Genomic DNA, 18,776 nt, shown 5'->3' on the forward strand with positions numbered 1-18,776 from the left:
ATGATGCGCCGGTATACGAGTGAGGTTGTGGAGGCGCGCCGGTAGTCGTGTGAACATCACCCCGGCGCGCCGGGCGGGTCAGCCGGTGCGCTCGGCGTGGGCGACGGCCAGCAGTTCCTCGGCGTGCGCACGTCCGGTCTCGGTGTCGTCGAGACCGGCGAGCATGCGGGCCAGTTCGGTAACCCTCTCCTCCTCGCTGAGGGTGCGCACCCCGCTGCTGATCACCCCGGCCCGGTCGTCGACCTTGTCGACGACGAGATGGGTGTCGGCGAACGCCGCGACCTGCGGCAGGTGCGTGACCACGATGACCTGGTGGGTGCGCGACAGGCGCGCGAGACGCCGGCCGATCTCGACGGCGGCGCGGCCACCGACCCCGGCGTCGACCTCGTCGAAGACCATCGTCGCGCCGCGCTCGGAACCGGCGAGCACCACTTCGAGGGCGAGCATGACGCGGGAGAGCTCACCGCCGGACGCGCTGCGGGCGAGCGGGCGGGCCGGGGCGTCGCTGTGCGGAGCGAGCCGGAACTCCACCTCGTCGATCCCGGATTCGCCGGCGTGCAGGAGCCGGTCGCCGACCGACAGCGGGGCGGTGTCGCTCACGGTCGCCGCGCGGTCGGCGATGTGCACGTCGAGCACGGCGCGCCCCATCGCGAGGCCGGACAGTTCCTTGCTCACGGCCTTCGCGAGTTTGCCGGCGACCTTGTGCCGCGCCGCCGACAGCGCGGTGGCGGTCTCCGCGGTCGCGGCGGCCTCCGCGTCGACCTCGGCGGCGAGCTTGTCGATCGCCTCCGCGGAGACGTCCAGTCCGGACAGGCGTTCGCGGGCCTCGCGCGCCCACTCGAGCACGCCGTCGATGTCGGCGGCGTACTTGCGGGTGAGGTTCTTCAGTTCCGCCTGCCGGTTGAGCAGGGTTTCGAGCGCGCTCGGGTCGGACGGCAGGTCGGACAGATAACCGGAGATGTCGCCGGTGACGTCGGTGACCACCGCGATCGCCTCGCCGAGGCGGGGCCCGAGCTCGCGCAGGGCGGGATCGTCGCAGCCCTCGAGGCGGGCGCGGGCCTCGCCGAGCAGGTCGAGTGCCGCCGAGTACGCGTCGGCGTCGCCGCTGTCGTCGCCGGCGAGGGCGTTGTGCGCGACGGTGGCCGCCTCGCGCAGCGAGTCGAGGTCGGACAGGCGCCGCACCTCGTCGACGATGCGGGTGTCCTCCCCCGGTTCGGGTGCGACGCGGTCGATCTCGTCGAGACCGAAGTGCAAGCGATCGGCCTCCTGCGCGAGCTCACGCGACCGTTCGGTGCGTTCCTGCAGTTCGGCGCGGGCCTCGAGCCAGCGGCGTCGCCGGGTTCGGTAGCGGTCGAGCAGACCGGCGACGGTCTTGCCGCCGAACCGGTCGAGCGCGGCGCGCTGCTCGTCGGGACGCAGGAGCCGCAGCTGGTCGTTCTGGCCGTGCACGGTCAGCAGCGGCCCGGTGAATTCGGACAGCACCCCCACCGGCACGCTGCGTCCGCCGAGGTGGGCGCGGGAGCGGCCGTCGCTACCGACGGTGCGCACGGCGATGATGCTGCCGTCCTCGTCGCGCTGGGCGCCGGTGGCCTCGAGCAGTTCGGCGATCTGCTGTTCGATGTGGCTGGGCGCCGGTTCGATCTCGAAGCGTCCTTCGACCACGGCGCGGTTGGCGCCGACCCGTACCCGGGAGGGGTCGGCGCGCACCCCGGAGAGCAGATGCAGGCTCGTGACGACCATCGTCTTGCCGGCACCGGTCTCGCCGGTGAGCACCGTCAGTCCCCCGTGGAAGCGCGCGTACGCCTCGGAGATCACACCCAGGTTGTCGATCCGGATCTCTGCGAGCATCTCAGAGTTTCCTTCCCCGCCAGCCCTTCACCGGAAGTTCGAACTTGCGCACCATCCGATCCGCGAACGGTGCCGAATCGAGCCGCACCCAGCGGACCGGATCGCATCCTCGCACCACTTCGAGCCGGGCCCCGGCCGGGACGTCGATGATGCGGCGACCGTCGCAGAAGACCACCCCGTCGTGGCCGCCGGCGAGGGTCTCGACGGCGATGATCGACTCGGGGCTGGTCACCAGCGGGCGCGCGAACAGAGCGTGTGCGTTGCTCGGGATCACCAGCAGCGCTTCGAGTTCGGGCCAGACGATCGGTCCGCCGGCCGAGAAGGCGTAGGCCGTCGATCCCGTCGGGGTGGCGACGAGGACACCGTCGCAGCCGAACGACGAGACCGGACGACCGTCGACCTCGAGCACCACCTCGAGGACCCCGAGCCGCGACTTGTTCTCGAGACTCGCCTCGTTGAGCGCCCACCCGCGGTCGAGGACCTCGGCGTCCATGCGCACCGTCACGTCGAGCGTCATGCGTTGTTCGACGCGGTACTCGCGGCGCACCACCTGCATGAGCGCTTCCTCGAGGTGTTCGGCCTCGGACTCGGCGAGGAAACCGATGCGGCCGAGGTTGATCCCGAGGACGGGCACCGCCGAGTACTGCGCGAGTTCGGCGGCCCGCAGGAAGCTGCCGTCGCCCCCGAGGACGATCACCATCTCGCAGCCGGCGGCCGCCTCCGGTCCCGGTTCGACGACGCTGATGAAACTGCCCGGCAGGGCGAGGACGCCGAGTCCGTTGCTCACCGCCTCGTCGTCGAGGGTGCGCAGACCGATGCCGGCCTCACCGAGCATCTTGGCGACCCGCAGCGCGGTGCCGGCGATCTCGTCGCGCCCCGAATGGGAGACCAGCAGGATCTCCCGGCCCGATCGCACCGCGTCGGCCGCGGCGGCCGCGGCGGCCGCGGCGGCCGCGGCGGTCTCTTCGCTCACTGTGGTCCTTCCTGCACCGCACGCTCGATCAGTTCGACCACCGCAGGGTCGAGTTCCGCCGGCCCCGGCTCTCCGGCCCGCAGCCACAGGAAGTACTCGACGTTCCCGGACGGTCCGGGCAGCGGACTCGCCACCGCTCCGAGGGTGAGCAGACCCTGGCGTTGCGCTTCGCGCGCGACGTCGAGCACCGCCTCGGTGCGCAGCGCCGGATCGCGCACCACGCCACCGCTGCCGACGCGGTCCTTGCCCACCTCGAACTGCGGTTTGACCATCGGCAGCAGGTCGCCGCCGGGGGCGACGCAGGCGACGAACGCCGGCAACACCAACTTCAGCGAGATGAACGACAGGTCCGCGACCACCAGGTCGACACGCCCGTCGATCGTCTCCGCGTCGATGCTACGCACATTCGTTCGATCGATCACGTGGACACGCTCGTCGGACTGCAGGCGCCAGATCAGCTGGCCGTAGCCGACGTCCACTGCGACGACCTCCGCGGCACCCTCGTGCAGCAGGACATCGGTGAAACCGCCGGTCGACGCGCCGGCGTCGAGGCAGCGACGCCCCGACACCTGCAACCCCTGCGGCGTGAACGCCTCGAGGGCGCCGAGGAGCTTGTGGGCACCGCGGGACGCCCAGGAGACCTCGTCGCTCCCCTCGGTGACGATCAGCGGCGTGTTCGGTTCGACGGCGGTCGCCGGTTTGGAGGCCACGGTGCCGGCGATCAGCACCCGACCTGCGGCGATCAGTTCGCTGGCGTGCTCGCGTGAGCGCGCCAGACCCCGCCGCACCAGTTCCGCGTCGACGCGTGCCCGGCGTGCCACGTCAGATCTTGTCCACGGTCGACAAAGCCTGCACGAGGACCTCGTGGGCTCGTTCGAGCAGGTCGGCCTGCTCGAGCAGCACGGACTGATCGGCGCTCTCGGCACCGGGGACGGATGCGCCCTCGCGGACACGCGCCAGCAACGCGTCGACCTCCTCGCGGACGTGTGCGGGATCGACGGTGGGGCGTGCGCCGGGAAGGTGTTCGCCCGGACGTGGAATCGGCGTGCTCATCGCCGTCCACGCTAGTCGATGGATGCGACCGGGCTACACCCTCCGGTGCGGATCAGACCGTCGCCGCCCACGCGTCCACGACGGACCGCGCACGCTCGTCCACCGGACGGACCTGTCCGAATCCGGGGTTGGCCCAGGCGATGTCGAGCAGACCCCGCAGCGCCTCCATCGGATCGGCGGCCGACTGCGCGGCGGCGAGGTGAAGATCACCTCCGTCGACCGTGACGTCCCACGAGTCGTGCGGGGCGACACGGATCCGGTCGGCCGGCTGATCGAGGCTCGCGAGCGAGGCCGCGACGTAGGTCGGGCGCTGCTCGGCCGGAGCCCGCAGCAGATCGTCGACGGTGCTGACCCCGGTCAGCACGAGCAGGGAATCCGCACCGACGGCGTTGGCGCCTTCGATGTCGGTGTCCAACCGGTCACCGATGACGAGGGGACGACGGGCACCGCCGCGACGGATCGCGTCCTCGAGCAGCGGAGCTGCGGGTTTGCCCGCCACGATCGGGGTCGCGCCGGTGGCGTTGTGCACCGCCGCGACCATCGACCCGTTGCCGAGGACGAGTCCGCGCTCGGTCGGCAGAGTCGAGTCCACGTTGGTGGCCACCCACAGAGCGCCTGCGCGGACGGCGAGCGTCGCCTCCGCCAGGATCGCCCATCCGGTGTCCGGGGAATGCCCCTGCACCACCGCCACCGGATGCGCGTCCGCGGACCGAACCGGGGTGAGGCCGACACCGGCCACCTCCTCGGCCAGGGCCTCGGTGCCGACGACGAGCACCGGCACACCGGCCGGGAACCGCTCGGCCAGCAGGCGCGCAGCGGACTGCGAGCTCGTCACCACCGACGAGTCGTCGGCCGGGAAGCCGAGTTCTCGCAGGTGCAGGGCGACCTCCGACGGCCGGCGGCTGGCGTTGTTCGTCACGTACAGAACGGTGTCGTCACCGGCGGCCAGCGCCTCGCGAGCACCCGGGACGGGTTCGGCGCCCCGGTAGACGGTGCCGTCGAGGTCGAGCAGCAGGACGTCGTAGATCCGACGCAGACTGTCGCTGGAAGCCGTACTGCCGGAAACGTCGGTGCCGTCGGTCACGGCGACTCTCCGGTGAGCTCCTCCACCCGCTCCTCGGCGTCGGTGACGCCTTCGATGTCCGCGCCTGCGGAGTGCAGGAACCATTGCAGGCCTTCTTCGGTCCGCCCGGCGGCGACGAGAGCGTCGGCGTAGGCGTAGAAGAGACGGGCAGCCGGTGTACCGGTCCGCTCGGGGTCGAGATCGGGCGTCTGCAGGGTGACGACGGCCTGGTCGTACTGACCGAGATCCATGCGGGCACCGGCGAGGACAATCCGCAGCTCTGTCGCCTCGTCGCCGGTCAGCTTGCGAGCTTCCTCGCTCCGGCCCAGTTCGAGCGCCTTCTCGGGGCGACCGAGACCGCGTTCGCAGTCGGCCATCACGGCGAGCAGTCCGGTACCACCGGACATGCGACGTGCTGCGCGGAGTTCGGACAGCGCCTCCGCCCACTCCCCGGCGTGGTAGGCGGTGATGCCGGCGGCCTCGCGGACGACCGCGATGCGGCCGGCGCGTTGACGGGCGGCGCGAGCATGGGTGAGCGCGGCGCGAGGATCGTCGTCGAGCAGACGACCGGCCATCACCAGATGCCGGGCGACGGAGTTCGCGTTCGACTTGTCCAGGCTCAGCAGATCGCGGCGGATCGTCGGGTCGAGCTCGGATGCCTCGACGTCGTCGGGGATGTCCGGCTCGTCCGGACGTGCATCGCGGCGCTGCGGTGCGATGCCATCGCGCCCGCGACCCGGACCGAATCCACCTTCACCGCCACGACGACGGGGTGCTCCCTCGCCACGACGGTCGCCGGACTGGGGGCCACGGCGGTCGCCGGAATAGCCTCGCCGGTCGCCGCCACCTCGCTGGTCGCCACCACGACGATCGTCGCGGTTGCCGTAGCTGCGCTCACCGCCGGGACGGTCCGAACCCTGACGGGGACGGTCGCCGTACTGCCGACCACGCTCGTCGCCGCGGCTCGACCGGTCATCGCTGCGGCGGGGGCGGTCGTCGCCTCCGGAACGTTCGCGGTAGGGACGGTCGCTGCGACCGGAACGAGCGTCGTCGCGGCCGCGATCCCGGCGGTCTCCGCCCTGGAAGGAACGGCGGTCGTCGCCACGCTGGGAGCGCTGATCGTCACTGCGCTGGGGGCGCCGATCGTCACCGCGCTGCGGACGGTCGTCTCGTCCGGACGAACGTCCGGCGGATCCGTAGCCACCCTTCCGGCGGTCGTCGCCGCGTCCACGCTCGTCGCGGTCGCGGGGTGCGCGCTCGTCGCGGCTGTCGCCGGCGCGTTCCTCGCGCTCGTTCTTGCGGCCCGACCACGGAGTGGATCCTCCACTCCTGAAGGACCGACGTTCACCGTTGCCGTCGGACACAGAAAAATCCTCTCATGAAAACGCGAAAGGGGACCCAAACGAGTGGGTCCCCTTTCGGAACGGGTGTTCGGCGGTGTCCTACTCTCCCACACCCTGTCGAGTGCAGTACCATCGGCGCAGACAGGCTTAGCTTCCGGGTTCGGAATGGGACCGGGCGTTTCCCTGTCGCTATGACCGCCGTAACTCTATGAAACAATAGTCCACGCAGATTCCTCGAATCACCTGCTGCTGCAGGATTTTCGGATCTGTGTGTGTTGTTTCAGATACCGCACAGTGGACGCGTAACATCTTCGTGGTAAGTCCTCGGCCTATTAGTACCGGTCACCTCCACCCATTGCTGGGCTTCCAGTTCCGGCCTATCAACCCGGTGGTCTGCCGGGGGCCTTACCCCCTCGAGGGGGTGAGAAACCTCATCTTGGAACAGGCTTCCCGCTTAGATGCTTTCAGCGGTTATCCCTTCCGAACGTAGCCAACCAGCCATGCCCCTGGCGGGACAACTGGCACACCAGAGGTTCGTCCGTCCCGGTCCTCTCGTACTAGGGACAGCCTTCCTCAAGTTTCTAACGCGCGCGGCGGATAGAGACCGAACTGTCTCACGACGTTCTAAACCCAGCTCGCGTGCCGCTTTAATGGGCGAACAGCCCAACCCTTGGGACCTACTCCAGCCCCAGGATGCGACGAGCCGACATCGAGGTGCCAAACCATCCCGTCGATATGGACTCTTGGGGAAGATCAGCCTGTTATCCCCGGGGTACCTTTTATCCGTTGAGCGACACCGCTTCCACATGCCGGTGCCGGATCACTAGTCCCGACTTTCGTCCCTGCTCGACCTGTCAGTCTCACAGTCAAGCTCCCTTGTGCACTTGCACTCGACACCTGATTGCCAACCAGGCTGAGGGAACCTTTGGGCGCCTCCGTTACATTTTGGGAGGCAACCGCCCCAGTTAAACTACCCACCAGGCACTGTCCCTGAACCAGATCATGGTCCGAGGTTAGAGGTCCAATACGATCAGAGTGGTATTTCAACAACGACTCCACCCATACTGGCGTATGAGCTTCACAGTCTCCCACCTATCCTACACAAACCGAACCGAACACCAATACCAAGCTATAGTGAAGGTCCCGGGGTCTTTTCGTCCTGCCGCGCGTAACGAGCATCTTTACTCGTAATGCAATTTCGCCGAGTCTGTGGTCGAGACAGCAGAGAAGTCGTTACGCCATTCGTGCAGGTCGGAACTTACCCGACAAGGAATTTCGCTACCTTAGGATGGTTATAGTTACCACCGCCGTTTACTGGGGCTTAAATTCTCAGCTTCGCGGATTGCTCCGCTAACCGGTCCTCTTAACCTTCCAGCACCGGGCAGGCGTCAGTCCGTATACATCGTCTTACGACTTCGCACGGACCTGTGTTTTTAGTAAACAGTCGCTTCTCTCTGGTCTCTGCGACCACCCCCAGCTCGGACCGCAAGGGCCGTCACCGAGCGTGGTCCCCCTTCTCCCGAAGTTACGGGGGCATTTTGCCGAGTTCCTTAACCACAGTTCTCTCGATCGCCTCGGTATTCTCTACCTGACCACCTGTGTCGGTTTGGGGTACGGGCCGTGTACCAACTCACTAGAGGCTTTTCTCGGCAGCATAGGATCACTGAATTCCCCTCAACGGGTACGCATCACCTCTCAGGCTTGATGAATGGCGGATTTGCCTACCATTCGCCCTACCGGCTTACACCAGGTACTCCATCACCTGGCCCAGCTACCTTCCTGCGTCACCCCATCGCTTGACTACTACAATCAGGGTCCCGTGCAGCCATCCCCACAGTTCCCGAAGGAACAGCGGAAACTTTTGGACGGTTAGCACAACTGATTCGCCATTGGGCGCGGATACACGGGTACGGGAATATCAACCCGTTGTCCATCGACTACGCCTGTCGGCCTCGCCTTAGGTCCCGACTCACCCTGGGCGGATTAACCTGGCCCAGGAACCCTTGGTCATCCGGCGGACGAGTTTCTCACTCGTCTTTCGCTACTCATGCCTGCATTCTCACTCGCGCAGCCTCCACACCTGGATCACTCCGGCGCTTCCACGGCTGCACGACGCTCCCCTACCCACCCACACCACTGCACACGTTCCCGCAGGAACGAATGGGTGTTGTGTGAGTGCCGCGGCTTCGGCGGTGTACTTGAGCCCCGCTACATTGTCGGCGCAGAACCACTTGACCAGTGAGCTATTACGCACTCTTTCAAGGGTGGCTGCTTCTAAGCCAACCTCCTGGTTGTCTCAGCGATCCCACATCCTTTTCCACTTAGTACACGCTTAGGGCCTTAGCCGGCGATCTGGGCTGTTTCCCTCTCGACTACGAAGCTTATCCCCCGCAGTCTCACTGCCGCGCTCTCACTCACCGGCATTCGGAGTTTGGCTGATTTCGGTAAGCTTGTGGGCCCCCTAGACCATCCAGTAGCTCTACCTCCGGTGAGAAACACGCGACGCTGCACCTAAATGCATTTCGGGGAGAACCAGCTATCACGGAGTTTGATTGGCCTTTCACCCCTACCCACAACTCATCCCCTCAGTTTTCAACCTAAGTGGGTTCGGGCCTCCACGACGTCTTACCATCGCTTCACCCTGGCCATGGGTAGATCACTCCGCTTCGGGTCTAGAACATGCCACTACATACGCCCTATTCGGACTCGCTTTCGCTACGACTACCCCACACGGGTTAACCTCGCGACATGCCACTAACTCGCAGGCTCATTCTTCAAAAGGCACGCCATCACCCACCACGAACTGAATCGTGCATCGGCTCTGACGGATTGTAAGCGCACGGTTTCAGGTACTATTTCACTCCCCTCCCGGGGTACTTTTCACCTTTCCCTCACGGTACTAGTCCGCTATCGGTCACCAGGGAGTATTCAGGCTTATCGGGTGGTCCCGACAGATTCACACCGGATTTCACGGGCCCGGTGCTACTCGGGTACTTCTCACGAGAGCCGGCAAGTTTTCGTCTACGGGATTCTCACCCTCTACGACAGGCCGTTCCAGACCACTTCGACTAACCAACCGGTTTCTTACTCTCGCCCGTCATGACAGTGACGGGAAGAAAAGCCCCACAACCCACGGATGCAACGCCTGCCAGCTATCACACACCCATGGTTTAGCCTCATCCGCTTTCGCTCGCCACTACTCACGGAATCACATGTTGTTTTCTCTTCCTGTGGGTACTGAGATGTTTCACTTCCCCACGTTCCCTCCACACACCCTATATATTCAGATGCGGGTAACACGACATCACTCGTGCTGGGTTTCCCCATTCGGAAATCCTCGGATCACAGCTCGGTTGACAGCTCCCCGAGGCATATCGCAGCCTCCCACGTCCTTCATCGGCTCCTGGTGCCAAGGCATCCACCGTACGCTCATAAACACTTACAACAAAGATGCTCGCGTCCACTGTGCAGTTCTCAAACAACACACAACAACCCCTACCAACGCCGGCCACACGGCCAACCGCCTTCGTAAGTCATCGTCGCTGATCAAACACATTGCGTGTTCTCTCAGGACCCAACAGTGCACCGATATAACCACCGCGACGAGGATCTGTATCCCCGCCATACGCGGTGATGATTGTCAGCGTTCCACCCATGAGCACCACCGGATTACCTGTGAATCCGTAATGGCTCTGCCTGCTCCCCCAGCACCTACGTGCTGGTCCGAGACAGGAGATGCTCCTTAGAAAGGAGGTGATCCAGCCGCACCTTCCGGTACGGCTACCTTGTTACGACTTCGTCCCAATCGCCGATCCCACCTTCGACGGCTCCCTCCCACAAGGGGTTAGGCCACCGGCTTCGGGTGTTACCGACTTTCATGACGTGACGGGCGGTGTGTACAAGGCCCGGGAACGTATTCACCGCAGCGTTGCTGATCTGCGATTACTAGCGACTCCGACTTCACGGGGTCGAGTTGCAGACCCCGATCCGAACTGAGACCGGCTTTAAGGGATTCGCTCCACCTCACGGTATCGCAGCCCTCTGTACCGACCATTGTAGCATGTGTGAAGCCCTGGACATAAGGGGCATGATGACTTGACGTCGTCCCCACCTTCCTCCGAGTTGACCCCGGCAGTCTCCTGCGAGTCCCCACCATCACGTGCTGGCAACACAGGACAAGGGTTGCGCTCGTTGCGGGACTTAACCCAACATCTCACGACACGAGCTGACGACAGCCATGCACCACCTGTCTACCGGCCACAAGGGAAACCACATCTCTGCAGTCGTCCGGTACATGTCAAACCCAGGTAAGGTTCTTCGCGTTGCATCGAATTAATCCACATGCTCCGCCGCTTGTGCGGGCCCCCGTCAATTCCTTTGAGTTTTAGCCTTGCGGCCGTACTCCCCAGGCGGGGCGCTTAATGCGTTGGCTACGGCACGGATCCCGTGGAAGGAAACCCACACCTAGCGCCCACCGTTTACGGCGTGGACTACCAGGGTATCTAATCCTGTTCGCTACCCACGCTTTCGCTCCTCAGCGTCAGTTACTGCCCAGAGACCCGCCTTCGCCACCGGTGTTCCTCCTGATATCTGCGCATTTCACCGCTACACCAGGAATTCCAGTCTCCCCTGCAGTACTCGAGTCTGCCCGTATCGCCTGCAAGCCCGCAGTTGAGCTGCGGGATTTCACAGACGACGCGACAAACCGCCTACGAGCTCTTTACGCCCAGTAATTCCGGACAACGCTCGCACCCTACGTATTACCGCGGCTGCTGGCACGTAGTTGGCCGGTGCTTCTTCTCCCACTACCGTCACTTGCGCTTCGTCATGGGTGAAAGAGGTTTACAACCCGAAGGCCGTCATCCCTCACGCGGCGTCGCTGCATCAGGCTTGCGCCCATTGTGCAATATTCCCCACTGCTGCCTCCCGTAGGAGTCTGGGCCGTGTCTCAGTCCCAGTGTGGCCGGTCGCCCTCTCAGGCCGGCTACCCGTCGTCGCCTTGGTAGGCCATTACCCCACCAACAAGCTGATAGGCCGCGGGCTCATCCTGCACCGAAAAACTTTCCACCCCTCGCCATGCAGCAAGAGGTCATATCCGGTATTAGACCCAGTTTCCCAGGCTTATCCCAGAGTGCAGGGCAGATCACCCACGTGTTACTCACCCGTTCGCCACTAATCCACCCAGCAAGCTGGGCTTCATCGTTCGACTTGCATGTGTTAAGCACGCCGCCAGCGTTCGTCCTGAGCCAGGATCAAACTCTCCGTTGAAGACTCACAATCACCCCCAAAAAAGGGGTAATTAGTCAAAGACAAAAGAGTCAAATCACTAGCAAAAAAACTCAAACTAGCTCAAACACTGGACCACCGCAGACGGAAGAATGCGATGTCCAGCAACAACCACCCACAAAAAGTGAAGTGGCCGCACCAAATATTATTTGGCACTGACATTCATCGGCACACTGTTGAGTTCTCAAAGAACACGCACACATCATCACGTTACCGGACACCTGTCCGGCTCGCTCTGAGGCAACCGTTCCAAGCTATCACGTCCGATTTCAGGGCCGCAAATCGTTGCTTTCCCGTTCTCTTCTGTGAGAGCCGATCGATGCGACATCGAACATGCCTGTTTCCGAACCTCTCGGTCCGGCGGGCTGTTCGGTGTCGCTCGAACGACGACTAAGTTACGCCGACGCTAACGCGCCGTCAAACCCGCTGGTCAGGGGCTCGCCAGCGTCGGCAAAGGCCTCAGTCGCGGACGACTCGCACACCGGCGAAGTTCCGCTTGCCCCGACGCAGGACGAGCCAGCGTCCGTGCAGCAGCTCTCCGTCGCGCGGGGTCCACTCCTCCGAGGCGATACGGACGTTGTTGACCGACGCGCCGCCTTCCTTGATGGTGCGACGCGCAGCTCCCTTGCTCTCGCACAGCCCCGACGCGACGAGCAGGTCGATGATCGTGTCCGGCTCGCCGGCGCGGAGCTCCGTCACGGACGCCTCGGTCAGGGCGGCCGCGAGCGTGGGCTCGTCCAGCTCGCCCAGCTCGCCTCGCCCGAAGAGGGCGCGGCTGGCCAACTCGACCGCTGCGGTGTTGTGCGCTCCGTGCACGAGCGTGGTCATCTCGGCAGCGAGTCGCTTCTGGGCCTCCCGTGCGTGCGGACGCTCCGTGGTGGCGGTCTCGAGTTCAGCGAGTTCGTCCTTGTCGAGAAAGGTGAACCAGCGCAGGTACTTCATGACGTCGGCGTCGGCAGCGTTGACGAAGTACTGGTACCAGGCGTACGGGCTCGTCATCTCCGGGTCGAGCCACAAGCTGCCACCACCGGTGGACTTGCCGAACTTCTTGCCGTCGGACGAGGTCACGAGCGGGACGGTCAAGGCGTGCACACTCTCGCCGTCGGTACGGCGGTTGAGCTCGACGCCGGCGATGATATTGCCCCACTGATCGGAACCACCGACCTGCAGCGCACATCCGTACTCGCGGCGGAGCTGCACGTAGTCGTTGGCCTGCAGGAGCATGTAGCTGAACTCGGTGTACGAGATGCCGTCACCTTCGAGGCGGCGCTTGACGGTGTCGCGGGCGAGCATCACGTTGATCGAGAAGTGCTTCCCGATGTCGCGCAGGAAGTCGATCGCGGACAGCTTGCCGGTCCAGTCGAGGTTGTTCACGACCACGGCTCCCGTCGGGGAGTCGTCGAAGTCGACGAACCGCTCGAGCTGCCCACGGATCCGCCCTGCCCACTCGGCGACGGTGTCGGCGGAGTTCATGGTGCGCTCCCCCACGTCCCGCGGGTCACCGATCATGCCGGTCGCGCCACCTGCGAGAACGATGGGCCGATGGCCGGCGCGCTGGAAACGCTTGAGTGCGAGGAGCGGAACGAGGTGACCGGCGTGCAGGCTCGGGCCGGTCGGATCGAAACCGGCATAGAGGGTGATCGGACCCTTGTCGAGTTCGCCTCGAAGTGCGTCGAGATCGGTCGATTGCGCGATGAGCCCGCGCCAGGTCAGTTCGTCGAGAATGTGCTCAGTCACCGTTCGATCATCCCATCACGCTCGAGGCGCAGCGGGCGCGCGTGGGCTGCGCCGGTACGCGGAGACCCCGATCGCCCCGGGAACCCACAACCGCCACGGTCTGTCGGCCGCCACGCTGATCCCCACCCGCGGCCCCCGCGCGGCCTCCCCGACCAGCGGTTCGGCCGGGAGTTCCACCCGCACCCGAGCGTCGGAACCATCCACGTCGATGCCGTTGTCGCCCAGATCGAGACCGAGCGCAGCAGCGAGATTGCCCGGACCGCGCGCAAGGTTCGCGAACGGCGTGCCGGACGTGCGCCGGGAACGGACGGCCTGCTCCCCCGCGATCACCTCACCACCGCGCAACAGCACCGCCGCAGCGGTGCCGTCGGGACCGAGGGAGACGTTCGCGCAGAAGTGCAGTCCGTAACTGCGGTAGACGTACAGATGTCCCGCTGGTCCGAACATGACCGAATTGCGCGGGGTCGGTCCGCGGTACGAGTGCGCGGCCGGGTCCGGCCACGGTCCGTCCTCGGGGCCGCCGTAGGCCTCGACCTCCGTCAGCAGGACGGCGGTCTCCCCCACTCGGATGGTTGCTCCGAGCAGCGCTTCGGCGGCCTCGACCGGATCGAGTCTTTCGAGTTCGCCGCGGACGGATCGATGATTGCGGCTCAGTCGGTGCTCCATCCGGCGACACCGCGCGCGGTGAAGTCCTCGTGCTCGGCGTCGCTGACCTCCCGCGCCTCGTCGACGAGGAGGACGGGAATACCGCTCTCGATCGGATACGCCCGCCGCAGTCGCGGGTTGTACAGGACGACGTCGTCGACGAGAAGCAACGGCCCCTTGTCCTCCGGACAGGCCAGAATGCTCAGCAACGTGGGATCGACAGCCACGGATGTCCTTTCGAAGGGCGGAACCGAACCGGACCCAGGCTACCGCGCCCCGGCGGGCGAACCGGCCGTGCCCGCCTTCCACGCCGTGGCCACGGCCTTGGTGAACCGCTTGTACGTCCCGGTGTCGGGGTTCAGGTACCAGGTACGGACGGTGGGCACGGGCAATCCCTGTTCGCGCAGACGATCGGCGGACGGGCGATAGGACGGGCCCAACGGGATGTCGGGCACGACGTGCACGAGATCGGGTCGCTCGTCGGCCGAGACCGAGTCGAACGCCGCAGTGATCTCCGCGGCCGTCGGTGCACGGTTGCCCCGCAGCGAGCAGCCGGCCACTGCGATGTCGCGACCTCCCACCGAGATGCCATAGGCGACGGCGAGATCGACACGCGGGATCGCTTCGAGCACGTCCGCCACGCTCTGGGTGAAAACCGGGCCGTGGAAGGTGGGAATCACCGTCCCCCGACTGTCGAGCAACCAGTAGTCGCCGTCGTCGTCGCGTCGGAACAGGTTGTCGGTGGGCACCCACACGTCGCCCGGTTCGAACACGCCGCGCATCACACCGGTGATTGCCGAGGCTGCGGGACCGGGTCTGCCGAGCAGCAGTCCGACCTCGCCGACCTGCGCCTCCCGCACGAAGCCGCGTTCGTCCTCCACGAGTCGGCCGACGCCGGCGTCGTAGGCAGCGAGGCGCACATCGGCGCTACCGGGCAACGGCCGGCCCTTCGAGCCGATCTTCGAACCGGAGACGTTCGCGAGCACGACGTCGCCCTCGGTCGACGCGTAGAACTCGAGAACCCGGGCGGGCTCAAACCGGTCGAGCGTGCGGCGCCACAGGCCCGGTGGCATGCCGGAACCGATGAACAACCGGATGGGATGGATGGCGTCGATGTGCAGCGACGGGCTGTCGAGCACCTCACGCATCATCGACCAGGTATAGGTGACGACGGTGACGCCGTAGCGGTGCACTTCGTCGCTGAAGAGCGACGGATTCACCCCGCGCGACAGTGCGATACGCGCCCCGCCCGCGAGCGCCCCGCCGAAACTGACCAGCAGACCGGACGAATGATGCAGGGGCGCAAGGCAGTACATGGTGTCACCGCGGCCGAGCGAGGCGGCGGTGGCGGTACCGAAGGCCGACAGCGCCCACCGGTAGTTGGTGACCCGCCGCACCGCGAGCGTGTCGCCACCACCGGAGAACAGGATGAATGCGAGTTCGCGCGCGAGTCCGGGATCGGGGACGTACCAGCCCGGCAGTTGCACGGAGGAGATGTCGAGTCGTTCGAGATCGACGACGTCGGCGCCGGGCTCGACGTCGAGGTCGCGGACGTCGCCGCCGCCGAGGACCAGCACGGGAAGACCGGTCGCGACGGCCGCGTCGAGGTTCTCGGGATCGGCGACGATCTTTTCGACACCGCCCAGTCGCACGGCCTCGGCGATGTCCGGTCCCGGCGGGATGAGGGCGGAGACGGCGCCGAGGCGGGAGATCGCCGCGACCGCCGCCATTGCGCTGGGGCGCACGTCCATGAGGATGCCGACGTGCATCGCGGGACGGATGCCGTTGTCGGCGAGCCCGAGGACGACGTTGTCGATCCGCCGGTTGACGGCCTCGAAGGTGTAGACCCGGTCCTCGAAGATGAAGCACTCCCGCTTCGGCGACTTGCGGCCGATCTCGGCGAGCAGACCGCCGACGGAGATGCGGGTGCGCGGCTGGATCTGCCCGAGCCGCGCGAGGCGGGGAAGGGCGCGGGCGGCCTCCCCGGTGAGATCGCGTGCGCCGCGGACGGCACCGACCGCGATCCCCGCGAGCCCCTTGCCGAGATCGGTCCCGACGTCGGCGAGCGTTGCGGCCGTGTGCGTGATGCGGGATGCGACCGAGACGCCCGTGCCCTCGTCGGTGGGGTTCGGCACCGCCATCGGCGCGATGCCGACGGGCCGGTCCCCGACGCCCTCGCGCCACTGCACCCATTCCCCGACCGACGGCCACGTCTGCTGGCCGGCGACACTGCCCACGACGAGTCCGAAATGACCTGCGCGCAAGGTGTATTCGTAGACCTCCGCGCGGGGTGCGGCCTTGCGGATGCCGCGCACGGCGAGCGGTTGCCCGATGTCGTCGACCTCGCCGACGACTGCGAGGACGGGACAGGTGATCTCGGCGAGGCTCACGGCCCGGTCATTGATGACGAACCCACCGCTGACCATGCGGTTGTGGGCGATGAACTGGCGCAGTACCTCCGCGACGGCGGGACCGGACCACGCCACCCATCCCTCGGTGTCGAGGAATCGGCGCTGCGGCTCGCGCGGCAACAGCGCCTCCCGGTCGTGGAGCTGGAGCAGGAAGTCGATGCGCGATCGCAGCGTCTTGACCGGATCGAGCAGCTGGAAGCCGGTGCGCGCCATCCATCCGGTGATCGCGAGGCGGTTGAAGACGTGGTCGGCAAGGAAGTCGGCGGAGTGGGTCGCGACGATCTCCGGGATCCCGAACGGCAGGGCGGCGAGGGTGTCGACCGGGCTGCCGAAGGTGATCAGGCTCGCGATGCCGCGGCTGCGCCGATAGGCCGCGACCTGATAGCAGAACATGCCACCCTGCGAGTATCCGCCGAGATGCACGTCGCGACCGGTGTAGGCACGGACGCAGTCGACGACCTCGTCGAGGGCGAGGATGTGATCGGTGAGGGTGCGCTTCCAGCCGCCCTCCTCCTGGTCGGGCGATCCGAAGTCCACGACCCACGGATCGAGACCCGCTTCGTGGAGGCTGCCGACGGCGCCGGCGTCACGGGTGACGTCGTACACCTCGGCGGACACCATCATCGGTGGTACGAGAACGACGGGGATGCCCGTGGAGGCGGTGTCGGATTCGGGGAAGTACCGGCGGAGCCGGTACATGGAGGTGCGCTCGACGACCTGATAGGGCGACGACGACCGGCCGGGTTCGAGGCCACCGAAGCGCAGGACTTCGAGACCGTTCTGGGCAGTGGCGACGAGCCGTCGCACCGACTCGGTCACTACATCGGCGTCCAGTCCCACGGTCCGTTCCCCTTCTCGACGATGTATCCGCACCGGTCCCCGGCACCTGCGGTTCTACACCGGTACCCGCTGCATGCCGAGAGTATGTGCCAGCCTGCCACACGGCCCTCACCGTCCCGGGCAACTCGGGGTGTGCCCGGGACGGCAGGCGTGTCAGTCGCGAACCCGGTCGCGCAGTTGTGCCGCGGCGTCGCGCACGCGGCCGAGTTGCTCGGCCACCCGCACGCCCGCGGTGCCGCCGCGAGCGTCGCGCGAGGCGATGGAGCCTTCGACGGTGAGCACTTCCCGCACCTGCGGGGTCAGTGCCGGATCTACACCGGCCAACTCCTCGTCTGTGAGGTCCTCGAGGCCGGCTCCGCGGCCTTCGGCGACCCGCACGCACGCCCCGGCCGCCTCGTGGGCGACGCGGAACGGCACACCCTGGCGGACCATCCACTCGGCGATGTCGGTCGCGAGGGTGAAGCCGGCGGGTGCGAGCTCGGCCATGCGCTCGGTGTGGAAGGTCAGCGTCGAGACGAGCCCTGCGATCGCCGGGAGCAGCAGCTCGAGCTGTGCGACGGAGTCGAAGACCGGCTCCTTGTCCTCCTGCAGGTCGCGGTTGTAGGCCAACGGCTGCGCTTTGAGCGTGGCCAGCAGACCGGTGAGGTTGCCGATGAGGCGACCGGCCTTACCGCGGGTGAGCTCGGAGACGTCCGGGTTCTTCTTCTGCGGCATGATCGACGACCCGGTCGACCATTCGTCCGCGAGGGTGACGTACCCGAACTCGGGGGTGCTCCACAGGATGATCTCCTCCGCCATGCGGGAGAGGTCGACGGCGATCTGCGCGAACACGAACGCCGCTTCTGCAGCGAAGTCGCGGGAGCTGGTGGCGTCGATCGAGTTGTCCGCCGCCGAGTCGAAGCCCAGGTCGGTCGCAATCGCGTCGGGGTCGAGACCGAGCGACGATCCGGCGAGCGCTCCCGACCCGTACGGCGAGACCGCCGCGCGCTTGTCGAAGTCGCGTAACCGGTCGACGTCGCGCAGCAACGGATGCGCATGGGCGAGCAGGTGGTGCGCGAGCAGCACGGGCTGCGCCGCCTGCAGGTGCGTCTTGCCCGGCATGACGGCATCGGGGTGCGCCGCGGCCTGGTCGGCGATCGCATCGACCACATCGAGGACACCGTCGGCGATGCGCCGCGCGCTGTCGCGCAGCCACATGCGGAACAGCGTCGCGACCTGGTCGTTGCGGGAGCGGCCCGCGCGGAGCCGGCCGCCGACCTCGGGGCCGACCCGTTCGATGAGTCCCCGTTCGAGCGCGCCGTGCACGTCCTCGTCGGACTCGGCGGGGCCGAACGCACCGGAGGCCACATCGGCGGCGAGCCGGTCGAGGCCGTCGAGCATCGTGGCGAGGTCGTCGTCGGTGAGGAGTCCGGCACGGTGCAGAACCTTGGCGTGGGCCTGGGAGGCGCGCACGTCGTACGGGGCGAGCGCCCAGTCGAAGTGCGTGGACTTGCTCAGCGCCGCCATGGCGGCGGCCGGTCCGGATGCGAACCGGCCGCCCCACAGGGCACCTTCGTTGGTGCCGTGAGCCGTCATGA

The 18,776-nt window shown here is 66.4% G+C and carries 11 protein-coding genes and 3 rRNA genes; all 14 read right to left on the reverse strand.

The window, feature by feature from the left end:
* Positions 1-78: 78 nt before the first annotated feature.
* On the reverse strand, positions 79-1,848 hold the full coding sequence (gene recN, locus IM25_RS18805; protein WP_006552722.1) for a DNA repair protein RecN: 1,770 nt from the start codon (positions 1,846-1,848) through the stop codon (positions 79-81).
* A gap of 1 nt (position 1,849) precedes the next feature.
* Positions 1,850-2,764, reverse strand: coding sequence for an NAD kinase (locus tag IM25_RS18810; protein ID WP_033098333.1), 915 nt, complete (start codon positions 2,762-2,764; stop codon positions 1,850-1,852).
* Positions 2,765-2,817: 53 nt separating this feature from the next.
* Positions 2,818-3,642 carry a TlyA family RNA methyltransferase gene (locus IM25_RS18815; RefSeq protein WP_024101115.1) on the reverse strand — a complete coding sequence of 275 codons (825 nt, stop codon included), beginning with the start codon at positions 3,640-3,642 and terminating at the stop codon, positions 2,818-2,820.
* 1 nt (position 3,643) lies between these two features.
* On the reverse strand, positions 3,644-3,874 hold the full coding sequence (locus tag IM25_RS18820; protein WP_019289625.1) for a hypothetical protein: 231 nt from the start codon (positions 3,872-3,874) through the stop codon (positions 3,644-3,646).
* Positions 3,875-3,926: 52 nt separating this feature from the next.
* Positions 3,927-4,958, reverse strand: a complete 1,032-nt coding sequence (locus tag IM25_RS18825; protein ID WP_033098322.1) for an HAD-IIA family hydrolase — start codon at positions 4,956-4,958, stop codon at positions 3,927-3,929.
* Positions 4,955-6,301 carry a hypothetical protein gene (locus IM25_RS27675; protein ID WP_082921088.1) on the reverse strand — a complete coding sequence of 449 codons (1,347 nt, stop codon included), beginning with the start codon at positions 6,299-6,301 and terminating at the stop codon, positions 4,955-4,957. Before IM25_RS27675 ends, IM25_RS18825 begins: the two co-directional genes overlap by 4 nt.
* Before the next feature lie 65 nt (positions 6,302-6,366).
* A 5S ribosomal RNA gene (rrf, locus tag IM25_RS18840) occupies positions 6,367-6,483 on the reverse strand.
* Positions 6,484-6,592: 109 nt separating this feature from the next.
* A 23S ribosomal RNA gene (locus IM25_RS18845) occupies positions 6,593-9,725 on the reverse strand.
* A 301-nt stretch (positions 9,726-10,026) separates the two neighbouring features.
* Positions 10,027-11,548, reverse strand: a 16S ribosomal RNA gene (locus IM25_RS18850).
* Together the 16S, 23S and 5S rRNA genes form the textbook arrangement of a ribosomal RNA operon.
* Positions 11,549-12,025: 477 nt before the next feature.
* Positions 12,026-13,303 carry a tyrosine--tRNA ligase gene (gene tyrS / locus IM25_RS18855; protein WP_006554820.1) on the reverse strand — a complete coding sequence of 426 codons (1,278 nt, stop codon included), beginning with the start codon at positions 13,301-13,303 and terminating at the stop codon, positions 12,026-12,028.
* Positions 13,304-13,318: 15 nt separating this feature from the next.
* Positions 13,319-13,969 carry a DNA-3-methyladenine glycosylase gene (locus IM25_RS18860; protein WP_006554819.1) on the reverse strand — a complete coding sequence of 217 codons (651 nt, stop codon included), beginning with the start codon at positions 13,967-13,969 and terminating at the stop codon, positions 13,319-13,321.
* On the reverse strand, positions 13,954-14,175 hold the full coding sequence (locus IM25_RS18865; protein WP_033097680.1) for a Trm112 family protein: 222 nt from the start codon (positions 14,173-14,175) through the stop codon (positions 13,954-13,956). Before IM25_RS18865 ends, IM25_RS18860 begins: the two co-directional genes overlap by 16 nt.
* Positions 14,176-14,214: 39 nt before the next feature.
* Complete coding sequence (locus IM25_RS18870) at positions 14,215-17,199, reverse strand: AMP-binding protein (RefSeq protein ID WP_065996250.1); 2,985 nt, start codon at positions 17,197-17,199, stop codon at positions 14,215-14,217.
* A 153-nt stretch (positions 17,200-17,352) separates the two neighbouring features.
* Positions 17,353-18,774 carry an argininosuccinate lyase gene (gene argH / locus IM25_RS18875; protein WP_033097679.1) on the reverse strand — a complete coding sequence of 474 codons (1,422 nt, stop codon included), beginning with the start codon at positions 18,772-18,774 and terminating at the stop codon, positions 17,353-17,355.
* Positions 18,775-18,776: the final 2 nt, after the last annotated feature.

It is taken from the genome of Rhodococcus sp. p52, from assembly GCF_000763325.2.
GTDB lineage: Bacteria > Actinomycetota > Actinomycetes > Mycobacteriales > Mycobacteriaceae > Rhodococcus > Rhodococcus pyridinivorans.

Bases quoted from the DNA above. Each gene is read 5' to 3' on its own strand.
- argH (WP_033097679.1), bottom strand. From the start codon at position 18,774: ATGACGGCTCACGGCACCAACGAAGGTGCCCTGTGGGGCGGCCGGTTC.
- IM25_RS18820 (WP_019289625.1), bottom strand. From the start codon at position 3,874: ATGAGCACGCCGATTCCACGTCCGGGCGAACACCTTCCCGGCGCACGC.
- recN (WP_006552722.1), bottom strand. From the start codon at position 1,848: ATGCTCGCAGAGATCCGGATCGACAACCTGGGTGTGATCTCCGAGGCG.
- IM25_RS18860 (WP_006554819.1), bottom strand. From the start codon at position 13,969: ATGGAGCACCGACTGAGCCGCAATCATCGATCCGTCCGCGGCGAACTC.